Source organism: Rhodophyticola sp. CCM32, assembly GCF_004751985.1.
Classification (GTDB): domain Bacteria; phylum Pseudomonadota; class Alphaproteobacteria; order Rhodobacterales; family Rhodobacteraceae; genus Rhodophyticola.
The window spans coordinates 3,467,227-3,490,705 of sequence record NZ_CP038492.1 but is presented as its reverse complement, the minus strand read 5'-3'; the positions used below and the strand labels follow the sequence as shown (position 1 = coordinate 3,490,705).

The 23,479-nt window shown below is 62.3% G+C and carries 27 protein-coding genes and 2 pseudogenes; 15 read left to right on the top strand and 14 right to left on the bottom strand.

Annotated elements, in window-relative coordinates; all coding sequences use genetic code 11:
• Positions 1-97 precede the first annotated feature (97 nt).
• Genes E2K80_RS17050 through E2K80_RS17035 form a run of 4 tightly spaced genes read left to right on the top strand, consistent with a single transcriptional unit; the run spans position 98 to position 5,005 of the window.
• Complete coding sequence (locus E2K80_RS17050; protein WP_135376088.1) at positions 98-1,408, top strand: flagellar hook protein FlgE; 1,311 nt, start codon at positions 98-100, stop codon at positions 1,406-1,408.
• A gap of 25 nt (positions 1,409-1,433) precedes the next feature.
• Positions 1,434-2,891: a flagellar hook-associated protein FlgK gene (flgK, locus tag E2K80_RS17045; protein WP_135376087.1), complete on the top strand. Its 1,458-nt coding sequence runs from the start codon at positions 1,434-1,436 to the stop codon at positions 2,889-2,891.
• 3 nt (positions 2,892-2,894) lie between these two features.
• Positions 2,895-3,905, top strand: a complete 1,011-nt coding sequence (locus E2K80_RS17040) for a flagellin (RefSeq protein WP_135376086.1) — start codon at positions 2,895-2,897, stop codon at positions 3,903-3,905.
• Entirely contained in the window at positions 3,902-5,005 is a 1,104-nt protein-coding gene (locus E2K80_RS17035; RefSeq protein ID WP_443216537.1) for a flagellar basal body P-ring protein FlgI, read from the top strand. The genes E2K80_RS17040 and E2K80_RS17035 overlap by 4 nt, the downstream gene beginning before the upstream one ends.
• A 48-nt stretch (positions 5,006-5,053) precedes the next feature.
• Here the strand turns inward: E2K80_RS17035 and E2K80_RS17030 are convergent, their stop codons facing one another.
• The 5 genes from E2K80_RS17030 to fliF are packed head-to-tail and all read right to left on the bottom strand — an operon-like array spanning position 5,054 to position 8,870.
• The gene (locus E2K80_RS17030; RefSeq protein WP_135376085.1) at positions 5,054-5,569 is read right to left on the bottom strand and encodes a hypothetical protein; all 516 of its coding nucleotides are present in this window, start codon (positions 5,567-5,569) and stop codon (positions 5,054-5,056) included.
• 11 nt (positions 5,570-5,580) lie between these two features.
• Positions 5,581-6,309, bottom strand: a complete 729-nt coding sequence (gene fliP / locus E2K80_RS17025) for a flagellar type III secretion system pore protein FliP (RefSeq protein WP_135376084.1) — start codon at positions 6,307-6,309, stop codon at positions 5,581-5,583.
• A complete protein-coding gene (locus E2K80_RS17020) occupies positions 6,299-6,577 on the bottom strand; it encodes a FliM/FliN family flagellar motor switch protein (RefSeq protein WP_135376083.1) in 279 nt (92 codons plus the stop codon). Before E2K80_RS17020 ends, fliP begins: the two co-directional genes overlap by 11 nt.
• Positions 6,574-7,194, bottom strand: coding sequence for a hypothetical protein (locus tag E2K80_RS17015; RefSeq protein WP_135376082.1), 621 nt, complete (start codon positions 7,192-7,194; stop codon positions 6,574-6,576). The genes E2K80_RS17020 and E2K80_RS17015 overlap by 4 nt, the downstream gene beginning before the upstream one ends.
• Complete coding sequence (gene fliF, locus E2K80_RS17010) at positions 7,191-8,870, bottom strand: flagellar basal-body MS-ring/collar protein FliF (RefSeq protein ID WP_135376081.1); 1,680 nt, start codon at positions 8,868-8,870, stop codon at positions 7,191-7,193. Before fliF ends, E2K80_RS17015 begins: the two co-directional genes overlap by 4 nt.
• 258 nt (positions 8,871-9,128) lie before the next feature.
• On the opposite strand from fliF, the gene E2K80_RS17005 reads away from it, so the two are divergent.
• The 11 genes and pseudogenes from E2K80_RS17005 (at position 9,129) to E2K80_RS16960 (ending at position 18,829) form a co-directional block, all read left to right on the top strand.
• Complete coding sequence (locus E2K80_RS17005) at positions 9,129-9,500, top strand: flagellar basal body-associated FliL family protein (protein ID WP_238475574.1); 372 nt, start codon at positions 9,129-9,131, stop codon at positions 9,498-9,500.
• Positions 9,500-9,997: a DUF6468 domain-containing protein gene (locus E2K80_RS17000; protein WP_135376080.1), complete on the top strand. Its 498-nt coding sequence runs from the start codon at positions 9,500-9,502 to the stop codon at positions 9,995-9,997. The genes E2K80_RS17005 and E2K80_RS17000 overlap by 1 nt, the downstream gene beginning before the upstream one ends.
• Positions 9,994-10,608 (top strand): MotE family protein, encoded by a 615-nt coding sequence (locus E2K80_RS16995; protein WP_135376079.1) that lies wholly within the window; start codon positions 9,994-9,996, stop codon positions 10,606-10,608. Before E2K80_RS17000 ends, E2K80_RS16995 begins: the two co-directional genes overlap by 4 nt.
• 48 nt (positions 10,609-10,656) lie before the next feature.
• On the top strand, positions 10,657-11,526 hold the full coding sequence (gene motA / locus E2K80_RS16990; RefSeq protein WP_135376078.1) for a flagellar motor stator protein MotA: 870 nt from the start codon (positions 10,657-10,659) through the stop codon (positions 11,524-11,526).
• Positions 11,523-13,589, top strand: coding sequence for a hypothetical protein (locus tag E2K80_RS16985; RefSeq protein WP_135376077.1), 2,067 nt, complete (start codon positions 11,523-11,525; stop codon positions 13,587-13,589). The genes motA and E2K80_RS16985 overlap by 4 nt, the downstream gene beginning before the upstream one ends.
• A 218-nt stretch (positions 13,590-13,807) precedes the next feature.
• Positions 13,808-14,545 carry a transglycosylase SLT domain-containing protein gene (locus E2K80_RS16980; protein ID WP_135376076.1) on the top strand — a complete coding sequence of 246 codons (738 nt, stop codon included), beginning with the start codon at positions 13,808-13,810 and terminating at the stop codon, positions 14,543-14,545.
• Positions 14,545-16,628, top strand: a pseudogene (gene flhA, locus E2K80_RS16975) (flagellar biosynthesis protein FlhA). The gene E2K80_RS16980 and the pseudogene flhA overlap by 1 nt, the downstream one beginning before the upstream one ends.
• Positions 16,625-17,401, top strand: coding sequence for a flagellar biosynthetic protein FliR (locus E2K80_RS16970; protein ID WP_135376075.1), 777 nt, complete (start codon positions 16,625-16,627; stop codon positions 17,399-17,401). The pseudogene flhA and the gene E2K80_RS16970 overlap by 4 nt, the downstream one beginning before the upstream one ends.
• Positions 17,401-17,871, top strand: a complete 471-nt coding sequence (locus E2K80_RS19980) for an EscU/YscU/HrcU family type III secretion system export apparatus switch protein (RefSeq protein WP_338014556.1) — start codon at positions 17,401-17,403, stop codon at positions 17,869-17,871. The genes E2K80_RS16970 and E2K80_RS19980 overlap by 1 nt, the downstream gene beginning before the upstream one ends.
• Entirely contained in the window at positions 17,769-18,488 is a 720-nt protein-coding gene (locus E2K80_RS16965; RefSeq protein WP_338014606.1) for an EscU/YscU/HrcU family type III secretion system export apparatus switch protein, read from the top strand. Before E2K80_RS19980 ends, E2K80_RS16965 begins: the two co-directional genes overlap by 103 nt.
• Complete coding sequence (locus E2K80_RS16960; protein WP_135376074.1) at positions 18,485-18,829, top strand: hypothetical protein; 345 nt, start codon at positions 18,485-18,487, stop codon at positions 18,827-18,829. Before E2K80_RS16965 ends, E2K80_RS16960 begins: the two co-directional genes overlap by 4 nt.
• Here the strand turns inward: E2K80_RS16960 and E2K80_RS16955 are convergent.
• The 9 genes and pseudogenes from E2K80_RS16955 to E2K80_RS16915 form a co-directional block, all read right to left on the bottom strand.
• The gene (locus tag E2K80_RS16955) at positions 18,817-19,368 is read right to left on the bottom strand and encodes a flagellar basal body-associated FliL family protein (protein ID WP_135376073.1); all 552 of its coding nucleotides are present in this window, start codon (positions 19,366-19,368) and stop codon (positions 18,817-18,819) included. The genes E2K80_RS16960 and E2K80_RS16955 overlap by 13 nt on opposite strands.
• 9 nt (positions 19,369-19,377) lie before the next feature.
• Positions 19,378-20,118 carry a flagellar basal body L-ring protein FlgH gene (gene flgH, locus E2K80_RS16950; protein WP_135376072.1) on the bottom strand — a complete coding sequence of 247 codons (741 nt, stop codon included), beginning with the start codon at positions 20,116-20,118 and terminating at the stop codon, positions 19,378-19,380.
• The gene (flgA, locus tag E2K80_RS16945) at positions 20,115-20,543 is read right to left on the bottom strand and encodes a flagellar basal body P-ring formation chaperone FlgA (RefSeq protein WP_135376071.1); all 429 of its coding nucleotides are present in this window, start codon (positions 20,541-20,543) and stop codon (positions 20,115-20,117) included. Before flgA ends, flgH begins: the two co-directional genes overlap by 4 nt.
• A gap of 1 nt (position 20,544) precedes the next feature.
• Positions 20,545-21,330: a flagellar basal-body rod protein FlgG gene (gene flgG, locus E2K80_RS16940; protein ID WP_135376070.1), complete on the bottom strand. Its 786-nt coding sequence runs from the start codon at positions 21,328-21,330 to the stop codon at positions 20,545-20,547.
• Between the two features lie 16 nt (positions 21,331-21,346).
• Positions 21,347-22,071, bottom strand: a pseudogene (locus tag E2K80_RS16935) (flagellar hook-basal body complex protein).
• Positions 22,071-22,337: a flagellar biosynthetic protein FliQ gene (locus E2K80_RS16930; protein ID WP_210405403.1), complete on the bottom strand. Its 267-nt coding sequence runs from the start codon at positions 22,335-22,337 to the stop codon at positions 22,071-22,073. Before E2K80_RS16930 ends, E2K80_RS16935 begins: the two are co-directional and overlap by 1 nt.
• A complete protein-coding gene (gene fliE / locus E2K80_RS16925; RefSeq protein ID WP_135376068.1) occupies positions 22,337-22,639 on the bottom strand; it encodes a flagellar hook-basal body complex protein FliE in 303 nt (100 codons plus the stop codon). Before fliE ends, E2K80_RS16930 begins: the two co-directional genes overlap by 1 nt.
• A gap of 18 nt (positions 22,640-22,657) precedes the next feature.
• Positions 22,658-23,047: a flagellar basal body rod protein FlgC gene (gene flgC, locus E2K80_RS16920; RefSeq protein WP_135376067.1), complete on the bottom strand. Its 390-nt coding sequence runs from the start codon at positions 23,045-23,047 to the stop codon at positions 22,658-22,660.
• 17 nt (positions 23,048-23,064) lie between these two features.
• Complete coding sequence (locus tag E2K80_RS16915; RefSeq protein ID WP_135376066.1) at positions 23,065-23,418, bottom strand: FlgB family protein; 354 nt, start codon at positions 23,416-23,418, stop codon at positions 23,065-23,067.
• Between the last annotated feature and the right edge of the window lie 61 nt (positions 23,419-23,479).

Below are 23,479 nucleotides of genomic sequence, written 5' to 3'. Positions count from 1 at the left end.
CGGGAAACTCCCTTGGATTTTATCTGTTATCCTCGCGTTAAGCCGCATCTGCCAAAGCTGTCTGAAAATTGAGACATGCAGCAGAAAGGCGCATCAGATGACCATCCCATCCTCATTGAATGCCGGCGTCGCCGGTTTGAGTGTGAACGCCAGTCGTCTGGCAACCATCTCTGACAACATCGCGAATTCCGGCACCTTTGGATACAAACGCGCCGTCGCGGATTTTCAGTCCCTCGTGATCAGCCAGGGCCAGGGCAGCTATTCCGCCGGTGGCGTGCGTGTGACCACAGGCCGGATGATTGACCAGCGCGGAAACATGATCACCACCGAAAACCCAACCGATCTGGCCATTGGCGGGCGCGGGATGCTGCCGGTCACCTCTGCCACTGCGCTTGACGACAGCAGTGGCAGCATGCCGGCCATGCTGACCACAACCGGGTCTTTCCGCCCCGATGCCGAAGGGTATCTGCGCACCGATGACAGCCTTGTGCTGATGGGCTGGCCCGCCAACCCCGATGGCACAATCCCGAATTTCCCGCGCGATTCCTTTGTCGGGCTGGAACCGGTCCGGATCAACACCAGTCAGTTGTCGGGGGATCCCACCACCCAGATGGAGTTGAGCGTTAACCTGCCCGCCACCTCGACCAAAGCCGGGGCATCCGGTGACGCGCTGACGATGTCGGCGGAGTATTTCGATAATCTGGGCACCTCGGAAAATATCGAAATAACGTTTACACCCACAGTGCCGGGCAGCGGCACATCCCATGAATGGGTAATGGAAATTCGCGATTCCGCAACTGGCGCGACACCCATCGGGGAATACACGCTGACCTTCGATGACACGCGAGGCAATGGCGGCAATCTGGATGCGGTGGCCCAGGCCATGGGTGCGGCAGGCGGGGCCTATGACCCGGCCACCGGCAGCGTGACCGTCAATGTGAATGGCGGCCCGCTTGAAATCTCCATTGGTCTGTTGGGCGACCCTTCGGGACTGACGCAACTGTCTGACACTTTCGCGCGGTCGCCAGTGGTCAAGAACGGCTCTCCGGTCGGCAGCGTGGATAGCGTCGAAGTTGATGCCAACGGCTCTGTCAACGCGATCTATGACAGTGGCCTGACCCGCAGTATATATCAAATCCCTGTTGTCGATGTGCCCAACCCCAACGGGCTGATTTCATTAAGCAAGCAGGTATATCAGGTGTCACCGGACAGCGGGTCTTTCTTTCTGTGGAACGCCGGTGACGGGCCGGTCGGCGACATGATCGGTTTTGCGCGGGAGCAATCCACAACGGATGTCGCGGGCGAGATGACCCAGCTGATCCAGACACAGCGGGCCTATTCCTCGAACGCCAAGGTGATCCAGACCGTGGATGAGATGTTGCAGGAAACAACCAATATCAAACGCTGATCGCCTCTGATCCGCGGACCCAGTCATGAGCATTTCAACCGCGCTTTCCAATGCCCTTTCGGGGCTCGGCACGACCAGCAGGGCGGCGCAAATCGTGTCGTCAAACCTGGCCAATGCGGCAACCGATGGCTATGGCGTCCGTCGGCTGTCGACCTCTGCGGCCACGCTTGGCGGGCAGGGCGCCGGTGTGCGGATCAACGGTGTTGACCGGCTTGTCGACCCGCTGCTGATCGGGGCACGTCGCGGGGCAGATGCCAGCCTCGGCCAAGGCACGACGCAGGCCGATTTCGCCCGCCGGATCGAGACGGCAATCGGCACGCCGGATGACCCCGCCAGTCTGACCGCCCATATCAACGCCTTCGAGGCAAGCCTTGTCACCGCCGCCAACCGCCCGGAAAGCCAGACCCGGCTAACCGCCGTTTTCGATGCAGCCACACGGCTTGCGGGAAAGCTGAACACCCTGTCGGAAACCGTACAGGCCGCCCGGATGGAGGCCGATCAGGGGATCGCCCGCGATGTGGATTTTCTGAACAGCTCGCTGGCCCAGATCCACATGTTGAACACCCAGATTCACAAGGCGCAGGGTGCCAGCGGCAACCAGGCCGCGCTCTATGATCAGCAGCAAGCGCTGATCGACGGAATATCCCCCCTGATCCCGGTCCGCGAACTGCGCGACGCAACCGGGCGCGTGTCGCTTTACAGCGCCGATGGCATGGCCTTGCTTGACGACCGACCTGCGGTCTTTGGCTTCGACCCGGCCACAGTCATGGCCCCCGATCTGACACAGGCCAATACCGGGCTGTCCGGGTTGCGGCTGAATGATCACCCCGTGGTGCTCGACGGGGCCTTTCCCGCGCTGCAGGGCGGGCGTCTGGCTGCCCAATTCGCCCTGCGGGATGATCTGGCGATCACCGCACAGGCACGGCTGGATGCGGTCGCGCGCGATCTGACGACCCGGCTGGATGACCCGGCGCTGGACCTGACCCTCACCCCCGGTGACCCGGGTCTTTTCACCGATGCAGGCAATCTGGCGATCCCGGCCAATGAGCTGGGCCTGGCCGGTCGGTTGCGCATAAATGCGCGGGTCGATCCGGGCCAGGGCGGCGCCCTCTGGCGGCTGCGCGACGGGCTGGGCGCAACGGTCGAAGGCCCCCCCGGACAGGCCGGGTTGCTCAACGGAACGCTTGAGGCATTGCGCGCCGTGATCCCCACCCAGTCGGGCGGGTTTTCCACCGCCGGGCGTAATCTGGAGACACTGGCAACCGATCTTCTCTCGATGGCGGGCCAGGCCCGGCAATCCGCCGAGGTTGACGAAAGTTTCGCCGCCAGCCAGCACAGCAGATTGCGCAGCGCCGAACTGGCCACCGGTGTCGATACAGATCACGAAATGCAGGAACTGCTGCGGATTGAACAGGCCTATGCCGCCAATGCGCGGCTTGTACAAACGGTTGAGGATATGCTCGACCAGCTGATGAGGATTTGAACGATGAGCATGGCCGCAATCAGCGATATGGCGCAGAGCTTTCACATGCGTCAGCGCAGCACCGAGGTGAAAACCCAGATGCTGCGTCTGACCGCCGAGCTGGGCAGCGGCAAGATCTCTGACCTCGGCACCGCGCTTGGCGGTGATTTTGCCGGTCTGGCCGCCATCGAACGCGGCCTGCGTCTTGGCACCGCCTATAAGACCGCAATTGACGAGGCCGCGCTTCAGACCAGCGCGATGCAGACAGCCCTGGGCACCATCAGCTCTCAACTCGATACAACCGGGCCGAAACTGTTCAGCGCGGTCGCCTCCGGCTCCTTGCCCAATCTTGATGCGGCCGCCGCCGATGCCGGATCAAAGCTGGATCACCTGATCAACGCGCTGAACGGCAAGACCGCCGGGCGCAGCCTGTTCAGCGGGGACAGACCCGGCCAGCCGCCGCTGATCAGTGGCGCCGACATGCTGACAGAGATTGCCCCACTTCTGGCCGGTGCCACAAATGCGCAGGACATGATCACAATTGTCGAGGACTGGTTCCTCGCCCCCGGCGGCGGGTTCGAAACAACGGCCTATCAGGGCGGGACCGCCCCGGCATCGGGCTTCACCCTGGCCGACGGGGATGTGGTGACCCCCGGGCTATCCGCCCTGACCCCGGAAATCCGTGAGGCGCTGGTGGGCTTTGCCCTGACCGCACTTGTCAGTCAGGGTCAGGGGCCAGGGGATGAAACCTCGCGCCGGACCCTGCTGGAGTCGGCTGGCAACAAGATGCTCGGCAGCCAGAGCGGCCTGTCCGCGATCCGTGCGGATCTTGGCACCATGGAGGCCCGGGTCGAGGCTGCACGGGTCCGCAATACGGCCTCCAGAACAGTGTTGTCGGTGGAACATAACCGCCTGACCGGTGCCGACCCTTTCACAACCGCAACCGAGCTGGAAGCCGTACAGGCGCAGTTGGAAAGCCTGTTTATTCTCACCGCGCGCATGGCGCGTCTGAACCTGGCGGAGTTTCTGAGATGATGCGGGCAATTGTCTCTGCACTTCTGGTAATGGCCCTGGCGCTGCAAGCTGCGGCCTCTCCGATCCGAATTCGGGATCTGGTGGTGTTCGATGGGGTCCGGGGCAATGACCTGATCGGCTATGGCCTGGTCGTGGGGCTGAACGGAACCGGTGATGGTATCCGCAACGCGCCCTTCACCGAAGAGATCATGACCAATATTCTGGAACGGCTGGGCGTCAATGTCTCGGGCGAACAGTTTCGCCCGCAGAATGTGGCGGCGGTCTTTGTCACCGGCAGTCTGCCGCCCTTTGCCCGGGCCGGCAGCCAGATCGACGTCACCATATCGGCCATCGGCGATGCGGACAGCCTGTTGGGCGGCACGCTTGTCATGACGCCCCTGACCGCCGCGGATGGAGAGATTTATGCCGTCGCCCAGGGTGCAATCATCGCCGGTGGTGCCTCGGCCGGGGGGGAGGGCGCGCAGGTTGTGCAGGGGGTGCCGACTGTGGGGACCATCCCTTCCGGTGCCCGGATCGAACGGGAGGTGGCCTTCGATTTTGCCGAGATGCAGGATATCCGTCTGGCCCTGCGTATGCCCGATTTCACCACCGCCGCCCGGATCGAGGGGGCCATCAATGCCGAATTCGGCCGCAGCGTCGCAGTGATGCTGGACGCAGGCACCGTTACCCTGAACATACCCGCCACGCGCAGCCCCTCACCCGCCCATGCGCTGAGCCGAGTCGAAAACCTGTATGTGGAACCCGAAACGCGGGCCCGGGTGGTGGTTGATCAACGGTCAGGCACAATTGTGATGGGTGAAGATGTGCGCATCTCGCGGGTGGCGATTGCCCAGGGAAATCTGACGCTCCGAATCGAAGAACGCCCGATCGCGGTGCAACCCAACCCGTTTGCCGAAGGGGAAACGGTGATCGTGCCCCGCACGAATGTCGATATCATCGAGGAACCCGGGGCCGGGCTGGCCGAAATCAGTGGCGGCACCTCGCTTTCCGAAGTGGTGGCCGGGCTGAATGCCCTTGGCGTTTCTCCAAACGACATGATCGATATTCTCAACAGCATTCATGCGGCCGGCGCCCTGCATGCGGAATTTATCGTGCGCTGACACCTCTTGCAGATCGGTTTACGGGGTCACCCGCTGAACAAGCGCATTTCAGAGCACCTTTAAAACCCGCATCACCGCCCGGGCCTGACCGCCGGGCAAATGCCGCAGCACCCGCGCCCGCAAATCGGTGCCTTGCAGTTTCAGCAAATGGGCAATGACCGCCGGGTGTTCATGCATCAGCGTGGCATCCTCCAGGTTTTCCGCCAGACGCGTGACCAGCGCTGTCGCCCCCGGTGGTGGAGCTCCCCTGGTCGGCGGAGGCCCGGGCAGGTCTGGCTCGGGCACATCGGCGGTCAGAAACCCACGGTCACGGAACCGCTGGATCAGGCGATTGCGTTGCCAGACAATGGTGTCGGTCTCCTCCTGATCGGGGAGGTCTGCATCATCTGCCTCTTGCAGATCCGCCGCGCCAAGGGTTTCTTTCCAGAAGGCCCTGAACCGGTCGGGGCCCAGCAATGCCTTCAGAACCCTGGCCTTTTCCGCCCTCGTCGCCACAGTCGCAGCAGTCGCCACAGCCGCAGCAGAGACGGCAGATGATCGCGGGTTGTCTGACGGGGGTGCCATGGCAGATCCTTTCAGAAATAGCTGCGCACAAGGGCGCCTGTGATCAGGGTCCAACCATCTGCAACCACGAAGAACGCCAGTTTGAAGGGCAGCGAGACAATGGCGGGCGGGACCATCATCATCCCCATCGACATCAGAATTGCGGCCACAACCAGATCAATGATCAGAAATGGCAGAAAGATCAGAAACCCGATCTGAAAGGCGCGCTCCACCTCGCTGAGCATGAAGGAGGGGATCAGAACAGACGGATCCGGTGCCGCATCTGCGGCGCCTTCACGCAGCGCCATCATGGCTTGCAGGGTTTCGGGATCGACACGCGCCTCCATGAAGATCCGAAACGGATCATAGGCCAGCGGGATCGCCAGTTCCGGCGGGATCGAGCCTTCGATCAGCGGGGCGATGCCCTGTATATAAGCCTCCTGAAACACCGGGGCCATGACGAAATAGGTCAGAAACAGGGCCAGACTGACGATCAGCATATTGGGTGGCGATTGCTGCAACCCGATGGCCTGGCGCAGGATTGACAGGACTGTCACCACAAACGGGAAACAGGTGATCATAATCGCCAGACCCGGTGCCAGGCTCAACACCGTGATCAGCGCAATCATCTGCAGCGCCCGCCCGGTCAGCGCGCCATCATCGCCAAGATCAACCGAAATGCCCTGCGCCTGACAGGTCTGCGCCGCAAGCAATGTGACCAGCAGACCCAGACAGACGCACGCAAAAAAGCTATGCCGCATCGCCCGGATCCATGAGATTTGTCAGGCGCACGGCCAGTTGTCCGCTGCGATCCCCGTCAAGTTCCACCAACTCGCCCATGGCAACCAGCCGGTCACCAACCCGCACCTCCACCTCATCCTCAATCCGGCGGTCCAGCGGCAGAACAGCATCACGTTCCATCGACAGAAGTTCCGAGATCGTCGGTCGGGCCCGGCCGACACAGACCCGCATTTCAATCGGAACCCCGCGCAGCATTCCTTTGGCAAGATTGGGGGATTGATCGGTCATGAGGCCTGCCTTTGATCTGGAATTCGGGTTGTCTGTTCGGCGTCAGAGGCAAAGTCCCGGATCGCCCCGGCAATCTGCTCTGTCGCTGTATCAAGGTCGATCTCGCGCAGCTCGGCCCCGAAACGCAGGGTCACATGCCCCTCGGAATAGGCCGGTTCCGGCACCACAGATACGTCAATCGCGATCTCGTCGGACAGCAGGGTTTCCAGCCCCGGGCAGGCGGCGGGTGCCGCGATCAGGTCGCATTTACCATCGGGCACCCGGTCAAGAATCGCTGTCAGTTCGGCGCGCACCATCGGGCCGACAGATGCCGCCGCGATGGCAGGCAACAGGCGATCCACAATCCCGTCCAAAAGCACCTGCAACCCGGTCAGCACATCGGTTCGGGCTTCCAGATAGGTAAAGCTCAGATTCGCGAGGGTCTGGCCAAGATCTGCGCCGATCCGGGCCTTGCTTTGCTGCTCGGCCGCAACACAATCTTCCCAGCCGTCGCGATATCCGGTCTCGAAAGCCTCGACCCTGATCGCCTCGGTGTCGCCTTGTGCCTGCGGGCGGGCGGATGTCTCGGATGGCAGGGATGTGCCGAACTCTTCCAATGTCAGGGTCTGGGGCGTCATGCGGGTTCCTCATCTTCTTCCATCCATCCGCGCAGAATCTCGACCGTTTCATCCTCCCGTTCTTCGATCAGACGTCTCAGCCGGTCGACCGGGTCCGGCGCAGCTGCGGACGGGGCCGAGGGCAAACCGGGCAGGGCGGCAGGGTCTGCCCCCTGCTGGATATCGCCCGGCGCGGGATTGCCCGGATGGCCGGACCCGTCACCCCCTGCGATATCGGCTTGGGGCAGGTCACCACTTGCCGCGGCCCCGGCGGGCGCGGCGGGTGGCAACGCGGCCTGAGAGGCCGTGCTGCCCAAAGCGAAGGCCTGTGTCTGATCCGTCACTGCAATCGGCGCGCGCGCCAGAACCGGGCGGATCACCCCGAAGGCGATGGCCAGGGAAACCATGGAAAGCAACCCGATCTGGATCAGTCGCATGATATCAAGGCGCGCGAACAGCCCCGGACCATCCTGATCACGCAACGCATCCCCGGGCGGGTCGTCGAACACCATGGAGCGGATTGTCACCTGATCCCCCCGCTCGGCATCGAAACCGATGGCCGATTGCACCAACTGTTCCAGTGCCGCGAGTTCCCCGGCACCGCGCGGGGTCATCACTTCCAGCCCGTCGGCATTGATCTCCCTGACACCATTGACCAGAACCGCCACGCTGATCCGGCGGATATTGCCCGGTTCCCTTTCCACCTCACGATGGGTTTCAGAGACATCGAAGGTCACCCGTTCCCGGCTTTCGCTGGTCTGGGCGCTGGAGCTTTGACCATCTGTCGCGCCATCCCCATCGGGCAGGTTCGAGGCAACCGTAACCGCGCCGGATGCCCCGTCGCTGGACCTGTTGGAGCTTTCCTCGGTATCGGTGGCGATGATGATCCGGCTTTCAGGGTCAATCCGCCGTTCGACTATGGTTTCATGGGTCGTGTCCAGATCGACGCTGACCTCGACCACCGCATTGTCGCGGCCGACCCGTGCCGCCAGTAAACGTTCGATATTTTGGCGTAAATCCTCTGCCCGGCCAGCGCTGTCAGCGCCGGGCATATCCAGATCATCGGCGCCCAGAAGCTGCCCGCTATCGGCGTCGATCACGGTCACCTTGTCCGGTGTAAGCCCCGGCACGGAAGAGGCCACCAGATACCGCAACGCTCTTGCATGGTCTGCACCGATCCCGCCTGCGGCCGGGCGGATGGTGACCGAGCCTGTCATCTCTGCCGGGGTCTGAAACGGGTCGTTTATCGGGCTGGCCAGATGCACGCGGGCGGCGCGAATGCGCGGGCTGGCCAGAATTGTCCGGGCCAGTTCCCCTTCTTTCGCGCGCCAATAGGCGGCATCGAACATCTGCGATGTGGTGCCGAAACCTGACAGGGAATCAAGCAGTTCATAACCCATGGCCCCATTGGCGGGCAGGCCTTCTCCGGCAAGGTTCATGCGCAATTCGTCGCGACGGCGTTCATCAACATAGATCCCAGAGCCGCGAATCGCATAGGCAACTCCGCGCGCCTCCAACGCGGCCACAACCTCGCCCGCGGCGGTGGGTTCCAGCCCGGAATACAGCAGGCTGTAACTGGGCGCCATCGCCAGACGCGACAGGATAATCAGCACTGTGGCCAGCGCCGCCAGCCCGCCCAGCAACAGCGCCTTATGGCGTGTTTCCAGCGTCATCCAATAGAGACTGAGCTGCTGCACCTGTCACCTCATCCTTGCGCCGTTCTGGCCCGTTTCGATACCGGTGATAGACCGCCTGCGATTAACATTCGGTTAGTGCTGAGGGGATAGAACAAACACAGACCAAACCAGCAGGAGATTGACCAGAATGGCCGCTGCAGCCGACCCGGAGCTTGACGAGGTGCCGAAAAAACCCGGCCTTTTGATGCCGATGCTGATCGGGCTGGCTCTCGCCCTGGCGGCAGGCGCGGGCGCTTACTGGGCCATCACCCGGGGCCTTTGGCCGCAAGTTTCACCCATGCCGAGGATGATATGGGGCATGAGCCGCCGTCGCGCCCGACTGAATATGTTCCGGTGGCCTTCGTGCCGCTGGAAACGCTGATCGTGTCGCTGGGGTCCGAGGCATCGGGCCAGCATCTGATCGTCACTGCCGAGCTTGAGGTTGACCCGGATTACGCGGCCGAGGTGACAACCCTGTCGCCCCGGGTTCTGGATGTTCTCAACAGTTATCTTCGTGTTGTCGCGCTGGAGGAGTTGAGCGAACCGACCAGCCTGATCCGCATGCGCGCGCAGATGCTTCGCCGGATTCAGGTGGTGACCGGGGCCGGGCGGGTGCGTGACCTTCTGATAACGCAATTTGTGGTGAATTGATGGATATGGTTTTGACCTTTCTGGCCGATCTGCTGATGGTGGCCGCAGCCTTGGGCGCGGCAGCCTATTGTCTGATCCTGTCGCGGCGGCTGACGCGGCTCAGCAGCATCGACAAGGGTCTGGGCGGCGCGATTGCCGTTTTATCCGCCCAGGTCGATGACATGAACGCGTCGCTGGAGGCTGCGAAATCCGGGTCCGCATCGGCCATCGCGCGGCTTGAGGAACTGACCCGGCAAGCCCGCGAAATTGCCGGTGATCTGGAGGTTATGATCGCCGCCTGCCATGATGTGCCCACATCCACCCCGCCTGTGGCGGCACAGCCTGACCTGTCGCCGGAACCGCAGGAAACAGCAGGGCAAACGCCTGTTGGTGAAGACGGAGCCACCCCCGACATCCCGGTTTTTGAACGGCGCAGATCACAGACCCAAGCCGAAGCCGGGGTCACACCGCCGCTGTTTCGTCATCACCGCTCAACCCCGGCAGGGGCATCTCGATGAGCAGGACATGCCCGCCCCGCACACCCCGCTGGCGCCAGCGGGGGATTTTGTTGCTGCTTTTCGCAGGTTTCGCATTATCAGGCATTTTGCGATTGGGCACGATGAACATGGCCCGGGCCTCGGGACATGAAACCCATGATATGGCCCCTGATGAAGCCGGCCTGATCTGCCCGACAACCGAACCTCTGCGCGACGCCCTGACCCTGGTTCAGGGCCGCGCAGAAATTCTGGATACCCGTGAAGCCGCACTGGACGGGCGCGAGCAGGCGCTTGCCGCCGCGCAGAGCGTGGTCGAAGACCGGATGGCCGGGCTTGCCGCGCTGGAAGACCGGCTTGAAGCGCTTATAGCCCTGTCTGACAGTGCCGCGGAAACCGATCTGGGTCGTCTGACCCAGGTCTATGAAACCATGAGCCCTGACACCGCCGCGCCGCTGTTTGAACAGATGGAGCCCAGCTTTGCCGCCGGGTTTCTGGCCCGCATGCGCCCCGATGCGGGCGCGGCACTTCTGGCCGAAATGCCCCCGGAAACCGCCTATGCCATATCGGTTCTGGTCGCGACGCGGAATGCGGCAGCGCCCCGCCTGCCCGAGATGGTGGAGACCGAAAATTAATCCCTCTGTGACATCTATCGCCCGCATATCGAAGATGAGGCCCCGCGCATGATCAGCCTGATTGGCATTCTTATCGTGTTTTTGACCGTGTTTGGCGGCTATATGGCCGCTGGCGGCAAGCTGGGCATCATCATCAAGTCGCTGCCCTATGAATTCACCATGATCGCCGGGGCTGCGATCGGGGCTTTTGTGCTGTCCAACCATACGTCGGGTGCGAAACACACGCTGAAAGACATCAAGAAAGTGTTCAAGGGCCCCCATTGGCAGCCCGGTGATTATCACGACCTTCTGTGCCTGCTGTTTGAGCTGATCCACCTTGGCCGCCAGAACGCAGTCGCCCAGGAAGAGCATATCGAAATGCCCGAATCCTCAGCGATTTTCGGGCGGTATCCGCGCATCCTGGCCGATTATGACGCGGTTGAGATGATCTGCGACACCCTGCGTTCTGCCTCGATGAACTATGACGATCCGCATCAGGTGGAGGAAGTTCTGGAAAAGCGTCTGGAAGCGCAGATGCATCACGCCATGCATTCCACCCACGCGTTGCAGACCGTGGCAGACGGGCTGCCCGCGCTTGGTATTGTGGCCGCCGTTCTGGGGGTGATCAAAACCATGAGCTCGATCGACCAGCCCCCGGAAATTCTGGGCAAGATGATCGGCGGGGCGCTGGTTGGGACGTTTCTGGGGGTGTTTCTGGCCTATGGCATTGTCGGGCCCTTTGCGACACGTCTGAAATCGGTTGTCGAGGAAGATCAGAATTTCTATGCCCTGATCCGCGAAGTGCTGGTTGCCAATCTGTTCAACCACGCAACGAATATCTGCATCGAAGTCGGGCGACAGAACGCGCCCGGCCATGTCCGCCCAAGTTTTGGCGATCTGGAAAGCTCTCTTAAATCCCTGAAACAGGCCGCAGAATGACCCGCGTCGGCGCGGTTCTGGGCGCTTTGCTCCTCTGGGCCGGTCTTGCCTGGGGGCAGGTTGCGGCGGTTCAGTCAGGCGACCATGAGGGGTTTACCCGTCTTGTCCTGCCCATCGGCGCTGAAAGGACCTGGCAGCTTGAGAGGAGAGAGAATATTGGCCAGCTTTCCTTTTCCCCCGATTTACCGCCGCTTGATGTTTCAGGTGTTTTCGACAGGATCGACCGGGCGCGCCTGACCGAGATTGCCACCGATACCGGGCTGACCCTGACCCTGGGCTGCAACTGCGGGTTGAGCCTTTACCGGTTCCGTGACGACTATCTGGTGATCGACATCACCGACCCTGCGCCAGCCGGCCCCGAAACGGGGCCCGATGGCCCGCGCACAACATCAATGCATGGCCAGCTGCCCCCCCTGCCCAATCCGTTTACAATACCGCAGATCGTCTTTGACCTGCCCGAAGACCGGCCGGTCATCCCGCCCCCCGCCCTGGCACCCGACCCCCGGCTTGACGAAGCCGCGGCGCTTCTGACCGAACAACTGGCCCGCGCCTCAGCTGCGGGCCTGCTTGAGGCAGCCCCGCTGCAACCCTTATCGGCGGCTGATCCGCGCCCCGCACAACAGGCACAGCCCGCGCCGGTGGACACACCCGCCACCACAGACCCGGACATATCGGATCATGCCCAATCAGGTCACATACCGATGGCGCGCATGCACGACCCGGGCCCGGGCCTCAGGGCGGAAACCGCCTTTGATGCGCTGCATCACGGACGCGAGGGGCCAGTGCCGGTACAGACCCCGCTGTCCTGCCCACCCGGAACCGATCTTGATATCAGCACATGGGCAAGCGGGGCCGGTTTCGAGCAGGAAATCGGCTGGCTCCGCGCCCGGCTTTATGATGACCGTGACCGGGTGGTGCCCGCCGCCGCCCTCGCCCTCGCAAAATACTATATCTATTACGGTTTCGGGGCCGAGGCCCTGTTCTGGCTCAACCAGCTTGCCGATGCGCCACCGGCATTGCTGGCGATGGCCGGTTTTCTGACCGATACCGGTCACCCGGTTTTCAGCGCCATCGACACCACAATCGGATGCAATGGCACTGAAATCCTCTGGCGTTATCTGGATGCACCCGGTGACAGGCCACTCAGCGATGAGGAAACCCGGATTATCCTGCGCGCCTTTGCCCGGCACCCGCACGGGTTGCGCGACCTGATGGGGCCAGGGCTGGTGCGCCGCTTCCTCGATGAAAACCGCATGGCTGCCGCGCAGGATGTGCGCGATGCCCTGGCCCGGGGCAACCGGTTGACCGACACCGCGCAATTCCTTGTCGACATGGAAATGGATCACAACGCCACGACCGCAGCGATGGAAACCGGGTTGGAACAGGTGATGCGCAGCGATACCGGCAATGCCCCCGAAGCGATGCGCCGCTATCTGGCCCTGCACCGGCAGGAAGGCGCCCGGGTCTCAGCCGAGCGACTGACCGCCGCCGATGCCCTGCTGCGCGAAACCGGGGCGGGCCCGGCGCTCAACTCGCTCTGGTCCGAAATCCTGCTTGCCCATGCGGCAACGGGCAATCTGGACCGGGCGCTGGACCTTGCCGCGATGACGACAGACCCCGATATCACCCAGGCCATGATCACAGAGCTTTTTGCGCACCAGGCCGGGCAACAGGATCTGACCGGTCTGGTGCTTCTGACAACCGCGCGGGCCGATCAGTGGCAACAAACCCGCGGAACTCAAGCCTTGCGCAGCAACATCGCCGAACGGTTTCTGACCGAGGGCCTGCCCGATCTGGCCTTTCGCCTGGCCCCGCCCGGCCTGCCGATGGACGCACCGCCAGAGGATGCAATGGCCACCCCGGCAGATCATGCGCTGGCACTGGCATGGCGCCACGGGGATTGGCCTGCGCTGTCAGCAATGCCCGCCGGCCCCCATGCCGAATTTGCGACACTGGCCGTAACCTTGCCCGACAATCCTTCTCCACCCCGGGGACCGTTGATCTGCAGACGATACGTCAGGCGGTTTCCGACAGCGGTGAAACCCGCGCTCTGGTCGCGTTGATCCTCAACACCGCCCCCGCCCTTTCCGCGCCGGACTAAGGCAGAAATCGTTTAATCTGAATCAAAATTCTCTGCCTCTCGATCAGCAAACCGCTGATCTCGAACGCGAATTTCGATGAGCGGTTGTGCAGAATAAAACGATTTCGCCCTAACGGATTGGTAAACACTGGCGCTTAACCTGACCCGATCCGATGCCTTGCAAGAACTGCGAGACCACACATGCCTGACACCGCTTTGCGGCGCCACTGCCATGGCCTTCATATCTGGATAAAGCAGATACTGCTTTGCGGCCTGCTTGCCCTGCCACAGCCCTGTTTTGCATCGGAAGCGCGGGCCGATCCGCATCATATCTGCGACCGCGCCGCTGATCAGGCCAGCCGGTCCAGCGGCGTGCCCCTTGAGGTCCTGTTGGCGATCACCCGTACCGAGACCGGGCGCCGCCGGAACGGGCAGACCCAACCCTGGCCCTGGACCGTGAATATGGAGGGCCATGGCCTGTGGTTTCAGAGCCGGGCCGAGGCACTGGCCTATGCCACCCGGCATCAGGCGGGTGGCGCCACCCGGTTTGATATCGGGTGCTTCCAGATCAATTATCACTGGCACGGGGCCGCCTTCGCCTCGCTTGACGCGATGTTCGACCCGGATACAAATGCGCGCTATGCGGCCGCGTTTCTGACCCGGCTGCAGGGGGAGCTTGGCAGTTGGGATGCCGCCGCCGGGGCCTATCATTCCCGCAGGCCTGAACATGCCACAAATTACCTCGCCAGATATCACCAACAGCTTGCGGCGCTGGATACACCTGCCACAATCGACACAGCGCCTGTGGCGGACCCCCGCCCTGCAGATCGGCCAAACCGTTTTCCCCTGCTGCAATCCGGCGCCGCCGCAAGCGCCCATCATGGCTCACTGGTTCCGCGCCTGACTGGCGGCGCCCGGGCCCTGTTCCGGCATATGTGATGGGCAGGCTCCACACGATATTCCAGCCGACGATCCTGTTCGCGCTGGCCCTGATGGCGGTCATCCTGATGATGATCCTGCCGGTCCCGTCCTGGGTTCTGGATGTGGGGCTGGCCGCCTCATTCGGGCTTGCAATCCTGATTTTCACCGTCACGCTGTTTGTCGAGCGGCCACTTGATTTTTCCTCCTTCCCGACGGTGCTTCTGGCCTCTTTGATGCTGCGACTGTCGCTGAATGTCTCCTCCACCAAGCTGATCATCGGCGCGGGGCATACGGGCACCTCGGCGGCGGGCGGGGTGATCGAAGGCTTTGCCATGTTTGTCATGGGCGGCAGCGTGATCATGGGGCTGGTGATTTTCGGCGTTCTGCTGATCGTGAATTTCATCGTCATCAACAAAGGCGCGGCGCGCATGGCCGAGGTGGGCGCGCGGTTTGCGCTGGACGGGATGCCCGGCAAACAACTGGCGATTGATGCAGATATGTCAGCCGGGGCCATCGACCATACAGAGGCGAAGGACCGCCGCGAACGTGAACAGGCCGAAACGACGTTTTTCGGCTCTCTCGACGGGGCTTCGAAATTCGTCAAGGGCGATGCGATTGCAGGGCTGCTGATCACCCTTCTGAACCTGGTGATGGGGTTGATCATCGGCACGGTGATCCATGGCATGCCGCTTGGTCAGGCCTTTGAAACCTATTCGATCCTGACGGTGGGCGACGGGCTGGTCTCGCAGATCCCGGCGGTGATTATCGCGATCGCCTCGGCCCTGTTGCTGGCCCGGGGGGCGCAACCGGGGCCACGGATGCCGCCCTGATCGGACAATTGGGGCGCTACCCTTCTGCGCTGGCCACGGTGGCCATTCTGATGGGGGTCTTTGCCCTGGTGCCGGGCTTGCCATTTGTGCCCTTTGTCATCGGCGCCATCGCCCTGGGCACCGCCGCGCGGCTGAAATTCAGCGCCCTGAAGCAGGAAAAAGAAGCGGCACATATCCCGGCCATAGAGACCGATGAAACCGCACAGGGCGAGACAATCGGCGACGTGCTTGACCTGGATGATATCCATGTGGAATTTGCCCCCGATCTGGTCAGCCTTGCCCTGGACCCGGCCACCGGGCTTGATGCGCGCATCCGCAATATGCGCGATCATGTGGCGCGCGGTTTTGGCCTGATCCTGCCGGAAATGCGCCTGACCGACCGGGCCGATCTGCCGCCCGGCACCTATACGGTGCGCATTCACGGGGTGGAACATGCCCGCGACCATCTGGATACCAACGGGGTTCTTATTCTGAAGGGTGACAGCGATGGCACCCTGCCGCCCGGAAAGGATGTGGAGGAACCGGTCTATGGCGCGCCCGCGCGCTGGATTTCGGCCGCCGACAGGGAACAGGCCGCACTGCTGGGGCTGACGGCGGTGGCCCCGTCGGAAGTGCTGGCCACCCATCTGCTGGAAACCCTGAAACGCAACCTGTCGCGGCTGTTGACCTTCAAGGCCCTGCAACGGCAGCTGGATGCGTTTGTAACGCTCAGCGACCCGGCGCGGTCAGAGGAAAACCGCCGTTTGCTGGAAGAACTGGTGCCTGAAAAAGTACCCCTTGATCTGCTGCATGCGGTGTTGCGCTTGCTCCTGTCGGAGCAGGTTTCGATCCGCAATCTGCCGCTGATCCTGGAAGCGATTGCCGAGATTCGCCCCTCGGCCCCGCAGCCGGACCTGATTTGCGAACATGTACGCCAGCGGCTTGGCGCCCAGTTGATCGCCGATCTGCGCCGCGCCGATGGCAGCCTGCCGCTGATCCAGCTGGCAGGCCAGTGGGAGGATGTGTTTCAACAACATCAGATGCCCGGCGATACCGGCCTGCCGGATATCGCCCTGCCGCCGGAGGACTTCAACAAACTGGCCAAAAGCATCGGCGACAAGGTCTCGCAGGCCAGCGAAAACGGCACGTATGCGGCGATTGTCACCTCGGCGATCCGGCGGCGCTTTGTGCGCACGGTCCTGACTGCGCGGGGCATCACCAACCCTGTCCTGTCCTTTGAAGAGATCGGGCTTGAAGGGAAACCCGCCCTGGTCGGGCTGGCCGCCCCATGATCGTGCTGCTGGCCGAGCTGTTTCCATCAGTGCAGGCCTGGCTTGGGCTGGCCGCGGCCGTCTTTCTGCGGATCGGGGCGGCGTTTCTGGCGCTGCCGGGATTTGGCGAGGCTTTCATCCCCCTGCGCGTGCGTCTTGGGGCCGCGATTGCCTTCACCGCGATCCTTGTGCCGGCCCTTGGCCCCGATCTGCTGCCTCTGCCCGCAGATGGCCTGCCACCCACCCGGTTCTTCCTGACCGAAGCCACGATCGGCCTGATGATCGGCGTATCATTGCGGCTTGTCATTCACGGGTTGCAGATCGCGGGCGTGATGGCCGCTCAGGCCACATCCCTGTCACAAATCATGGGGGGGGCATTGCCCGATGCGCAACCGGCGATGGGCAGTTTGCTGATGCTGTCCGGGCTGGCCCTGGTGGTCATGTCCGGCCTGCATGTGCATCTGGCCCGGACCTTCCTGCACTCCTATGATATTCTGCCTGCGGGCATATTCCCGTTCCACGGCGATACCGGCGCCTGGATCGTGGGGCAGGTGGCGGCAACGTTTTCCCTGGCCTTTTCGCTGGCCGCGCCATTCCTGATTGCCTCGCTTCTCTACAATGTCGCGCTAGGCGTGATCAACAAGGCGATGCCGCAACTGATGGTCGCCTTTGTCGGTGCCCCGGCAATCACTTTTGGCGGGCTGCTTTTACTGCTGGTGACCACACCGTTTATCCTGCCCCTGTGGTTTTCCCTGTTCGAGGCACGGCTTGCCAACCCGTTCGGGATGCCGTGATGAGCGAGGATCAGGCCAGCGGTGACAAGCCTTTTGACCCAACACCCAAAAAGCTGGAAGAGGCACGCCGGAAGGGAGAGATTGTCCGCTCCACCGATCTCAACACGGCGGTGATATATGGCGGCATGCTGCTTGGCGCAGCTTTGTTCGGTCAGGCCGTGGGGACAGATCTGGGTGATCTGGCGCAGGGTGTTTTCGCGCAGGCCGACAGTCTGGCCACACTTATCCTGTCTCCCGGCGGGCAGAGTTTAAGCGCAGGAATGATCCGCATCGTCATGATCGGGTTTCTGACCCTGATCGCGCCCCCGCCGCCCTGTTGCTCATATCGCTTTTTGCCCAACAGGCGATTGTGTTCACGCCCTCGAAACTGGCGCCAAAACTGTCGCGGATATCTCCGCTGTCCAATGCAAAGAACAAATTGGGGGCGGGTGGCCTGTTCGAATTCGCGAAATCCAGCGCCAAACTGGTGATATATTCCGTCCTTCTGGCGGCGTTCCTATGGGCCCGGTCCGATCAGATTCTCAGCGCGATCTACGCCTCTGACGGGCAGATCATGCTTGCGCTGTGCCAACTGGTCATGGCGTTTCTGGCTTTTGTGTTCCTGATCGCCCTTCTGGTCGGGGCAGTCGATTACCTTTGGCAATATGCCGAACATCAGCGCAAGAACCGGATGAGCCGACAGGAGGTTATGGATGAGACCAGACAAAGCGAAGGCGACCCGCATCTGAAACAGCAGCGGCGGCAGCGCGGGTATGATCTGGCCATGAACCAGATGCTGCGCGATGTGCCCGGCGCAGATGTGGTGGTGGTCAACCCCACCCATTACGCCGTTGCCCTGAAATGGGATCGTGGCCGGGGCACCGTGCCGATCTGCGTGGCCAAGGGCGTGGACGAGATTGCCGGGCGCATCCGCGAGATTGCCGCCGAAAACGGCGTGCCCGTTTTCCACGATCCGCCCACAGCGCGGGCGCTGCATGCGGTGATTGATATCGGGGCGCCGATTGCCCCTGATCATTTCCGGGCGGTGGCCGCCGCCATCCGCTTTGCCGATGCCATCCGGGCCAAGGCAAAAACGATGGCACGATGACTGCAAAGCCTGATCCAAAACTGGCCGGGCTGTTGCAGATCGCGACGGTTCTGGCCGACCGGGCCTGTCAGGATCTGGCCCGCGCAACCCGGGACTGCGCCGCGCTTGAGGTAAGGTTGGACACTCTGTCACAGATGACGGCACAGGCAGTGTCGGTGGCGCCCGATCTGGCAGAGGAGGCGATTGTTGCGAAATGGCAGAGGGCCCGGAACGACCGCCGGGCAGATCTGCTTCAACACTTGGCAATCGCACAGGCCAAACGGTTGGAAAAGCAGGCATATGCCCGACAGGCAGAGGGCCGCCGCCAAGCCCTGGAAAGCCTGGTTACTCAGGCATCCTGACGCACGATATCGACAATCAACACATCCATGGCAATCTCACCCAGAACGTCAATCGCCGCCTCACGCAACGCTTCACGCAGCGGCATCATTGCGGCGGCTTCGGTGAAACTGCCATCGAACCCGCCGGCATTTGCATGGGCGAACATGACACGAAGAAACGCATCCCGCAGTCTTGGTTCCCGCTGAAACACAGCCTCGTTCCGGCCCGGCGCGACCTCCAGGGTCAGGGACAGAACCACCATCGAGCGGACATTTCCATGGCGCACGATCGGCACCACGAACTGGTTGTTCAGGCGCACATATTCCGGGTCATTGCTGTGCATATGGCCATCATCATGACCCCCGCCATGATCATTGGCGGCATGGTCATCTGTACCATGCGCATCACCCGCGCCGTGGTCATCCCCGGCCATCTCTCCATGGGCGGCCGGGTCTTCGCCATGATGATCTCCACCGCCTCTCATGCTTATGACACCGGCGGCCAGACCGCCGCCCAGGCCCAACAGAAGCAGGACAACAGGGATCAGGATACGGATCATCACAACACCTCAGAACGGCAGAACGATATCGGCGATTTGCTGGCCATAACGCGGTTGCTGCACATCGGTGATCTGCCCGCGCCCGCCATAGGAAATCCGCGCTGCGGCGATCTTGTCATAGGTGATCTCGTTCCGGCGTGAGATATCCTCGGGCCGCACAAAGCCCGAGATCAGCAGTTCCCGTATCTCGAAATTCACCCGAACCTCCTGGCTGCCCTCGATCCGCAGAACCCCGTTCTGCAACACATCCGTGACCGTGGCCGCGACCCGCAGGGTCAGGGCTTCATTGCGCCGGACAGAACCATCGCCGCCAGATTCGCTGGAGGAGGTGGTGCTGACCGCGTCGGCCATGCTGGCCCCGTCAGGCAAACGGTCATCAATCCGCTGCGGGATGCCGAAAAGCGATGGCAGGGACAATTGTTCAGACCCGCTGCGCGAGCGGTTGGTGCTGTTGGAAATCTCGGCGCTTTCATCAATCTCGATCACCACGGTCACAATATCCCCGCGTGTGCCTGCACGCCGGTCCCCCAGCAGGGATTGCCGACCGGCATTCCATAATGAGGCCTCACGCCGCAAATCCGTATCCGGCGCATCGGCCGGGAAAGGGGCCGATGTCATCGCCAGTATCTCGTTCCCGCCCATGGGGGAGCTTAATGCCGGGGCGCGCCCGACATTTTCCAGACGGCTGCACCCGGCACCCATGATCAGAACATACAGGCCAAGAAAGCCGATGAAATACCGTATCTTCATTGCAGCATCCCGACCCCGACCAGACCGTCGGACAGAACCGTACCGGTAACCGTGTTGCGCGAGGCCATGTTGATGACCCGCAGCCGATCCCCGATGCCCGCGCGATCCAGCGCGCGGCCTTCTGTCACGATGCGCAGGCCGTTTTCAGTGTATTGCAGGGTGATGATCTCGTTGCGATCCACAACCGCGGGCGCCCGCAGATCAGAGGGCCGGATCGGGCGGCCGGGGTAGAGATTGACCCGTGCCTCCATGCCGATGGCCGTTTCCGGGTCGCTGAGCGCACCGGGCACATGGCCATCGGCCAGCCGCACATCAGCCGGGCCAATCACCGCCTGGCTGCGGATCGTGCCCGTGGCCACCAGTGTCTGGGAAAAGGCCTGCCCGGTCAGGCCAAGCAGAAATAGGATCAGGAGAAAGCGGATCATCTTACCGGATCTGCGTTGTGGCGCTGAGCATCTGGTCAGCGGCAGTGATCACCTTGGCGTTCAGCTCATACCCGCGCTGCGCCTCGATCAGGTCGGTGATCTCACGCACCGCATCGACAGAGCTGTCCTCCAGATAGCCTTGCCGCAGGGTGCCAAGGCCATCCTCCCCCGGCTGCCCGACAAGGGCCGCGCCGGAAGCGGCGGTCTCGACAAACAGGTTTGACCCCATCGCCTCAAGCCCGCGTTGATTTGCAAACCCTGCCAGCGTGAACTGGCCCAGAAGTTCCGGTTCGACCCGGTCGGTGAAATAGGCATAGACCTCTCCATCGCCATTGATCGAAAGGCTGCGCGCGTCGTCGGGAATGGTGATGCCCGGGGCAACGGTATAGCCATCCGCGGTGACGATCAGCCCGTCACCGGTGCGGTTCAGCCCGCCGTCGCGGGTATAGGCGGGCAGGCCCGAGGGCAGTGTCACCTCAAGATATCCCTGCCCTTCGATCGCAACATCCAGATCACCGCCGGTTTGCGACAGGCTGCCCTGGGCCACATTGACCGACACCGCCGTCGGCCGCGCGCCAAGGCCAAGCTGAACGCCCGCAGGCACCACCGTGCCATCAGCGGCATTGATGCTGCCGGCGCGCGTCATCTGCTGGTAATGCAGATCGGCAAAGGCGGCACGGCGGGCATTGTACCCGGTGGTGTTCATATTCGCGAGATTGTTGGAGATCACCTCCACCCGCATCTGTTGTGCGCTCATGCCGGTTGCGGCGATATTCAGGGCTCTCATTTCGGCGGCTCCTTTTTCATGATGACCGCGCACCAACCGTGCGCAGGAAAGAGCGGATCCGCTCATCTTCCTTGTCGAGAAAACTCTGGCCCAGCTCATAAGCGCGCTGAACCTCGATCATGCGGGTGATCTGCGCCACCGGGTTGACATTGCTTTGCTCAAGAAAGCCTTGCAGCAGGGGGCAGGGGGGGCCGGTTCGACGCCGGTTTCGGACACAAACTGCACACCTGTCTGATATCGCAGATCGGTCGGGTCGACCGGTTGCCATAGCCCGATCACCGTCAGGGGGCGGCCATCGGCGCTTAACGTGCCATCCCCGGCCAGGGTGATGTTGCGCGCGTCCGGTGGAATGAAGACCGGCGCGCCGCCTGCATCCAGCAGGTTCTGGCCATCGGCATTCACCAGTTCCCCTTGCGCATTTGGCATGAAATGCCCGGCGCGGGTCAGGGCCTCTCCCTCCGGGGTTTCGATCAGGAAAAATCCTTCGCCTTCAATGGCAAAATCCAGGCTGCCGCCGGTTTGCGTCAGCGCCCCCTGATCCTGCCGGATATGCCGCCCGATGGCCGAGGCCATGGACAGGCTTTCCCGGTCATGACCCAAAGAGACCACATGTTCCGCAAAAATCACCCCTTCACCGCGAAACCCGGTGGTGGCGCTGTTGGCGATATTATTGGCCACACTCTGCATTTCGCGCAGAAGGCCCGATTGCCGGGTCAGCGTGGCATAGATCGCATTGCTCATCACATCGCCTCAATCAGCGGGATCAGACGATCCGTGAAATAGGTGCTGAGACTTTCGGCCATGAACCCCATCGAGACCCAGAAAACCGCGACAATCACCGCCAGTTTCGGCACGAATGTCAGGGTCATTTCCTGTATCGAGGTCAGGGCCTGAAACAGGCCCACCAACACGCCCGCCATCAGCGCGACAAACAGGATCGGGGTCGAGATCACCACCGCAACCCAAAGGCCCTGACGCAGGGTGTCATAGAAAATGGCCTCTTCCATCAGATCGGCATCCTCAGAATTTCCTGATAGGCCTCAACCACCTTGTCGCGCACGGTTACGGCGGTCTGCACGGCCAGTTCCGTCTGCGCCAGCGCGGTTACCAGAGAATGCGGGTCGGCGCCGGTGGTCAGCGCCGCAAGGGCCGTCTGTTCGCCGGTTTGGACCGTGTCGGTGAAATTGCGGATCGCTTCTGAAAACGTCTCTCCGGCATCGGTTTCCTGCGCTGCACGGCCCGGCGCGGGCCGGGCTGCATTCTGGGCCAGACCATAGCCCTGCGCCGCAAGAGAACTGCGTAAATCCATCTCAATCTCTCCTTACACTCAGCGTCGCAACAGGTCGTTCAGGGACCGCGACATCTGCCGGATCTGATCGAAGATTTTCAGATTGGCCTCATAACTGCGCTGCGCCTCCCGCGCGTCGGCCAGTTCGATCACCAGATCGACATTTGACCCTTCGTAATATCCGTCATCATCGGCCATCGGATGGCTGGGGTCATGGATTTGCGGCAGGGCAGAACGATCCAGCCGCACCGGTCCCGTGGTTACGACACCGGGGGTGTCGGCCTGGCGATCAACCTCGAAAAGGGTCAGTTTGCGGCGATAGCCGGGCGTGTCCGCATTGGCGATATTTTCCGAGAGATGCTGCAACCGGTTGGTCTGGCTGCGCATGCCGCTGGCGGCGACGGACAGGGCTGTGCTGAAATCACTCATCGGTGCCGTAGCCCCCCTTAATGGCCAATGGATGTGCGCAGGACGCGCAAGGCGGATTGATAGATGCTCAGCGCGCGGCTATGGGCGCGCTGCGCCTCGACCGAGCGGAGCATTTCCGTCTCAAGCGAGACGGTGTTGCCATTGGGCGATGCGGGCCCGCTGGCGTCATATGTGGTAAAATCCGCGTCTTGCACCGGTCTGGCGGCAGCGCCTGTACCGGTGTGGAACACATCCTCGAACGCGGCGATATCCTGCGCGCGATAGCCGGGCGTATCGGCATTGGCCACATTGGTGGCGACCACCGTCTGCCGTGCGGCGGCATGGCGGGCGCGGGCCTGGGCCAGGCCAAAGATCTCAAGATTGTCGAACATCGGGGTTTCTCCCTCGAAGGCTTACACCAAGGCTTAACTGTGATTCCTTTAGAAACGGTAA

Excerpts from the sequence above, each read along its gene's own strand:
- E2K80_RS17050 (WP_135376088.1), top strand. The coding sequence starts at position 98 with ATGACCATCCCATCCTCATTGAATGCCGGCGTCGCCGGTTTGAGTGTG.
- flgK (WP_135376087.1), top strand. The coding sequence starts at position 1,434 with ATGAGCATTTCAACCGCGCTTTCCAATGCCCTTTCGGGGCTCGGCACG.
- E2K80_RS17040 (WP_135376086.1), top strand. The coding sequence starts at position 2,895 with ATGAGCATGGCCGCAATCAGCGATATGGCGCAGAGCTTTCACATGCGT.
- E2K80_RS17035 (WP_443216537.1), top strand. The coding sequence starts at position 3,902 with ATGATGCGGGCAATTGTCTCTGCACTTCTGGTAATGGCCCTGGCGCTG.
- E2K80_RS17030 (WP_135376085.1), bottom strand. The coding sequence starts at position 5,569 with ATGGCACCCCCGTCAGACAACCCGCGATCATCTGCCGTCTCTGCTGCG.
- fliP (WP_135376084.1), bottom strand. The coding sequence starts at position 6,309 with ATGCGGCATAGCTTTTTTGCGTGCGTCTGTCTGGGTCTGCTGGTCACA.
- E2K80_RS17020 (WP_135376083.1), bottom strand. The coding sequence starts at position 6,577 with ATGACCGATCAATCCCCCAATCTTGCCAAAGGAATGCTGCGCGGGGTT.
- E2K80_RS17015 (WP_135376082.1), bottom strand. The coding sequence starts at position 7,194 with ATGACGCCCCAGACCCTGACATTGGAAGAGTTCGGCACATCCCTGCCA.
- E2K80_RS17000 (WP_135376080.1), top strand. The coding sequence starts at position 9,500 with ATGGATATGGTTTTGACCTTTCTGGCCGATCTGCTGATGGTGGCCGCA.
- E2K80_RS16995 (WP_135376079.1), top strand. The coding sequence starts at position 9,994 with ATGAGCAGGACATGCCCGCCCCGCACACCCCGCTGGCGCCAGCGGGGG.
- motA (WP_135376078.1), top strand. The coding sequence starts at position 10,657 with ATGATCAGCCTGATTGGCATTCTTATCGTGTTTTTGACCGTGTTTGGC.
- E2K80_RS16985 (WP_135376077.1), top strand. The coding sequence starts at position 11,523 with ATGACCCGCGTCGGCGCGGTTCTGGGCGCTTTGCTCCTCTGGGCCGGT.
- E2K80_RS16980 (WP_135376076.1), top strand. The coding sequence starts at position 13,808 with ATGCCTGACACCGCTTTGCGGCGCCACTGCCATGGCCTTCATATCTGG.
- E2K80_RS16970 (WP_135376075.1), top strand. The coding sequence starts at position 16,625 with ATGATCGTGCTGCTGGCCGAGCTGTTTCCATCAGTGCAGGCCTGGCTT.
- E2K80_RS19980 (WP_338014556.1), top strand. The coding sequence starts at position 17,401 with ATGAGCGAGGATCAGGCCAGCGGTGACAAGCCTTTTGACCCAACACCC.
- E2K80_RS16960 (WP_135376074.1), top strand. The coding sequence starts at position 18,485 with ATGACTGCAAAGCCTGATCCAAAACTGGCCGGGCTGTTGCAGATCGCG.
- E2K80_RS16955 (WP_135376073.1), bottom strand. The coding sequence starts at position 19,368 with ATGATCCGTATCCTGATCCCTGTTGTCCTGCTTCTGTTGGGCCTGGGC.
- flgH (WP_135376072.1), bottom strand. The coding sequence starts at position 20,118 with ATGAAGATACGGTATTTCATCGGCTTTCTTGGCCTGTATGTTCTGATC.
- flgA (WP_135376071.1), bottom strand. The coding sequence starts at position 20,543 with ATGATCCGCTTTCTCCTGATCCTATTTCTGCTTGGCCTGACCGGGCAG.
- flgG (WP_135376070.1), bottom strand. The coding sequence starts at position 21,330 with ATGAGAGCCCTGAATATCGCCGCAACCGGCATGAGCGCACAACAGATG.
- E2K80_RS16930 (WP_210405403.1), bottom strand. The coding sequence starts at position 22,337 with ATGGAAGAGGCCATTTTCTATGACACCCTGCGTCAGGGCCTTTGGGTT.
- fliE (WP_135376068.1), bottom strand. The coding sequence starts at position 22,639 with ATGGATTTACGCAGTTCTCTTGCGGCGCAGGGCTATGGTCTGGCCCAG.
- flgC (WP_135376067.1), bottom strand. The coding sequence starts at position 23,047 with ATGAGTGATTTCAGCACAGCCCTGTCCGTCGCCGCCAGCGGCATGCGC.
- E2K80_RS16915 (WP_135376066.1), bottom strand. The coding sequence starts at position 23,418 with ATGTTCGACAATCTTGAGATCTTTGGCCTGGCCCAGGCCCGCGCCCGC.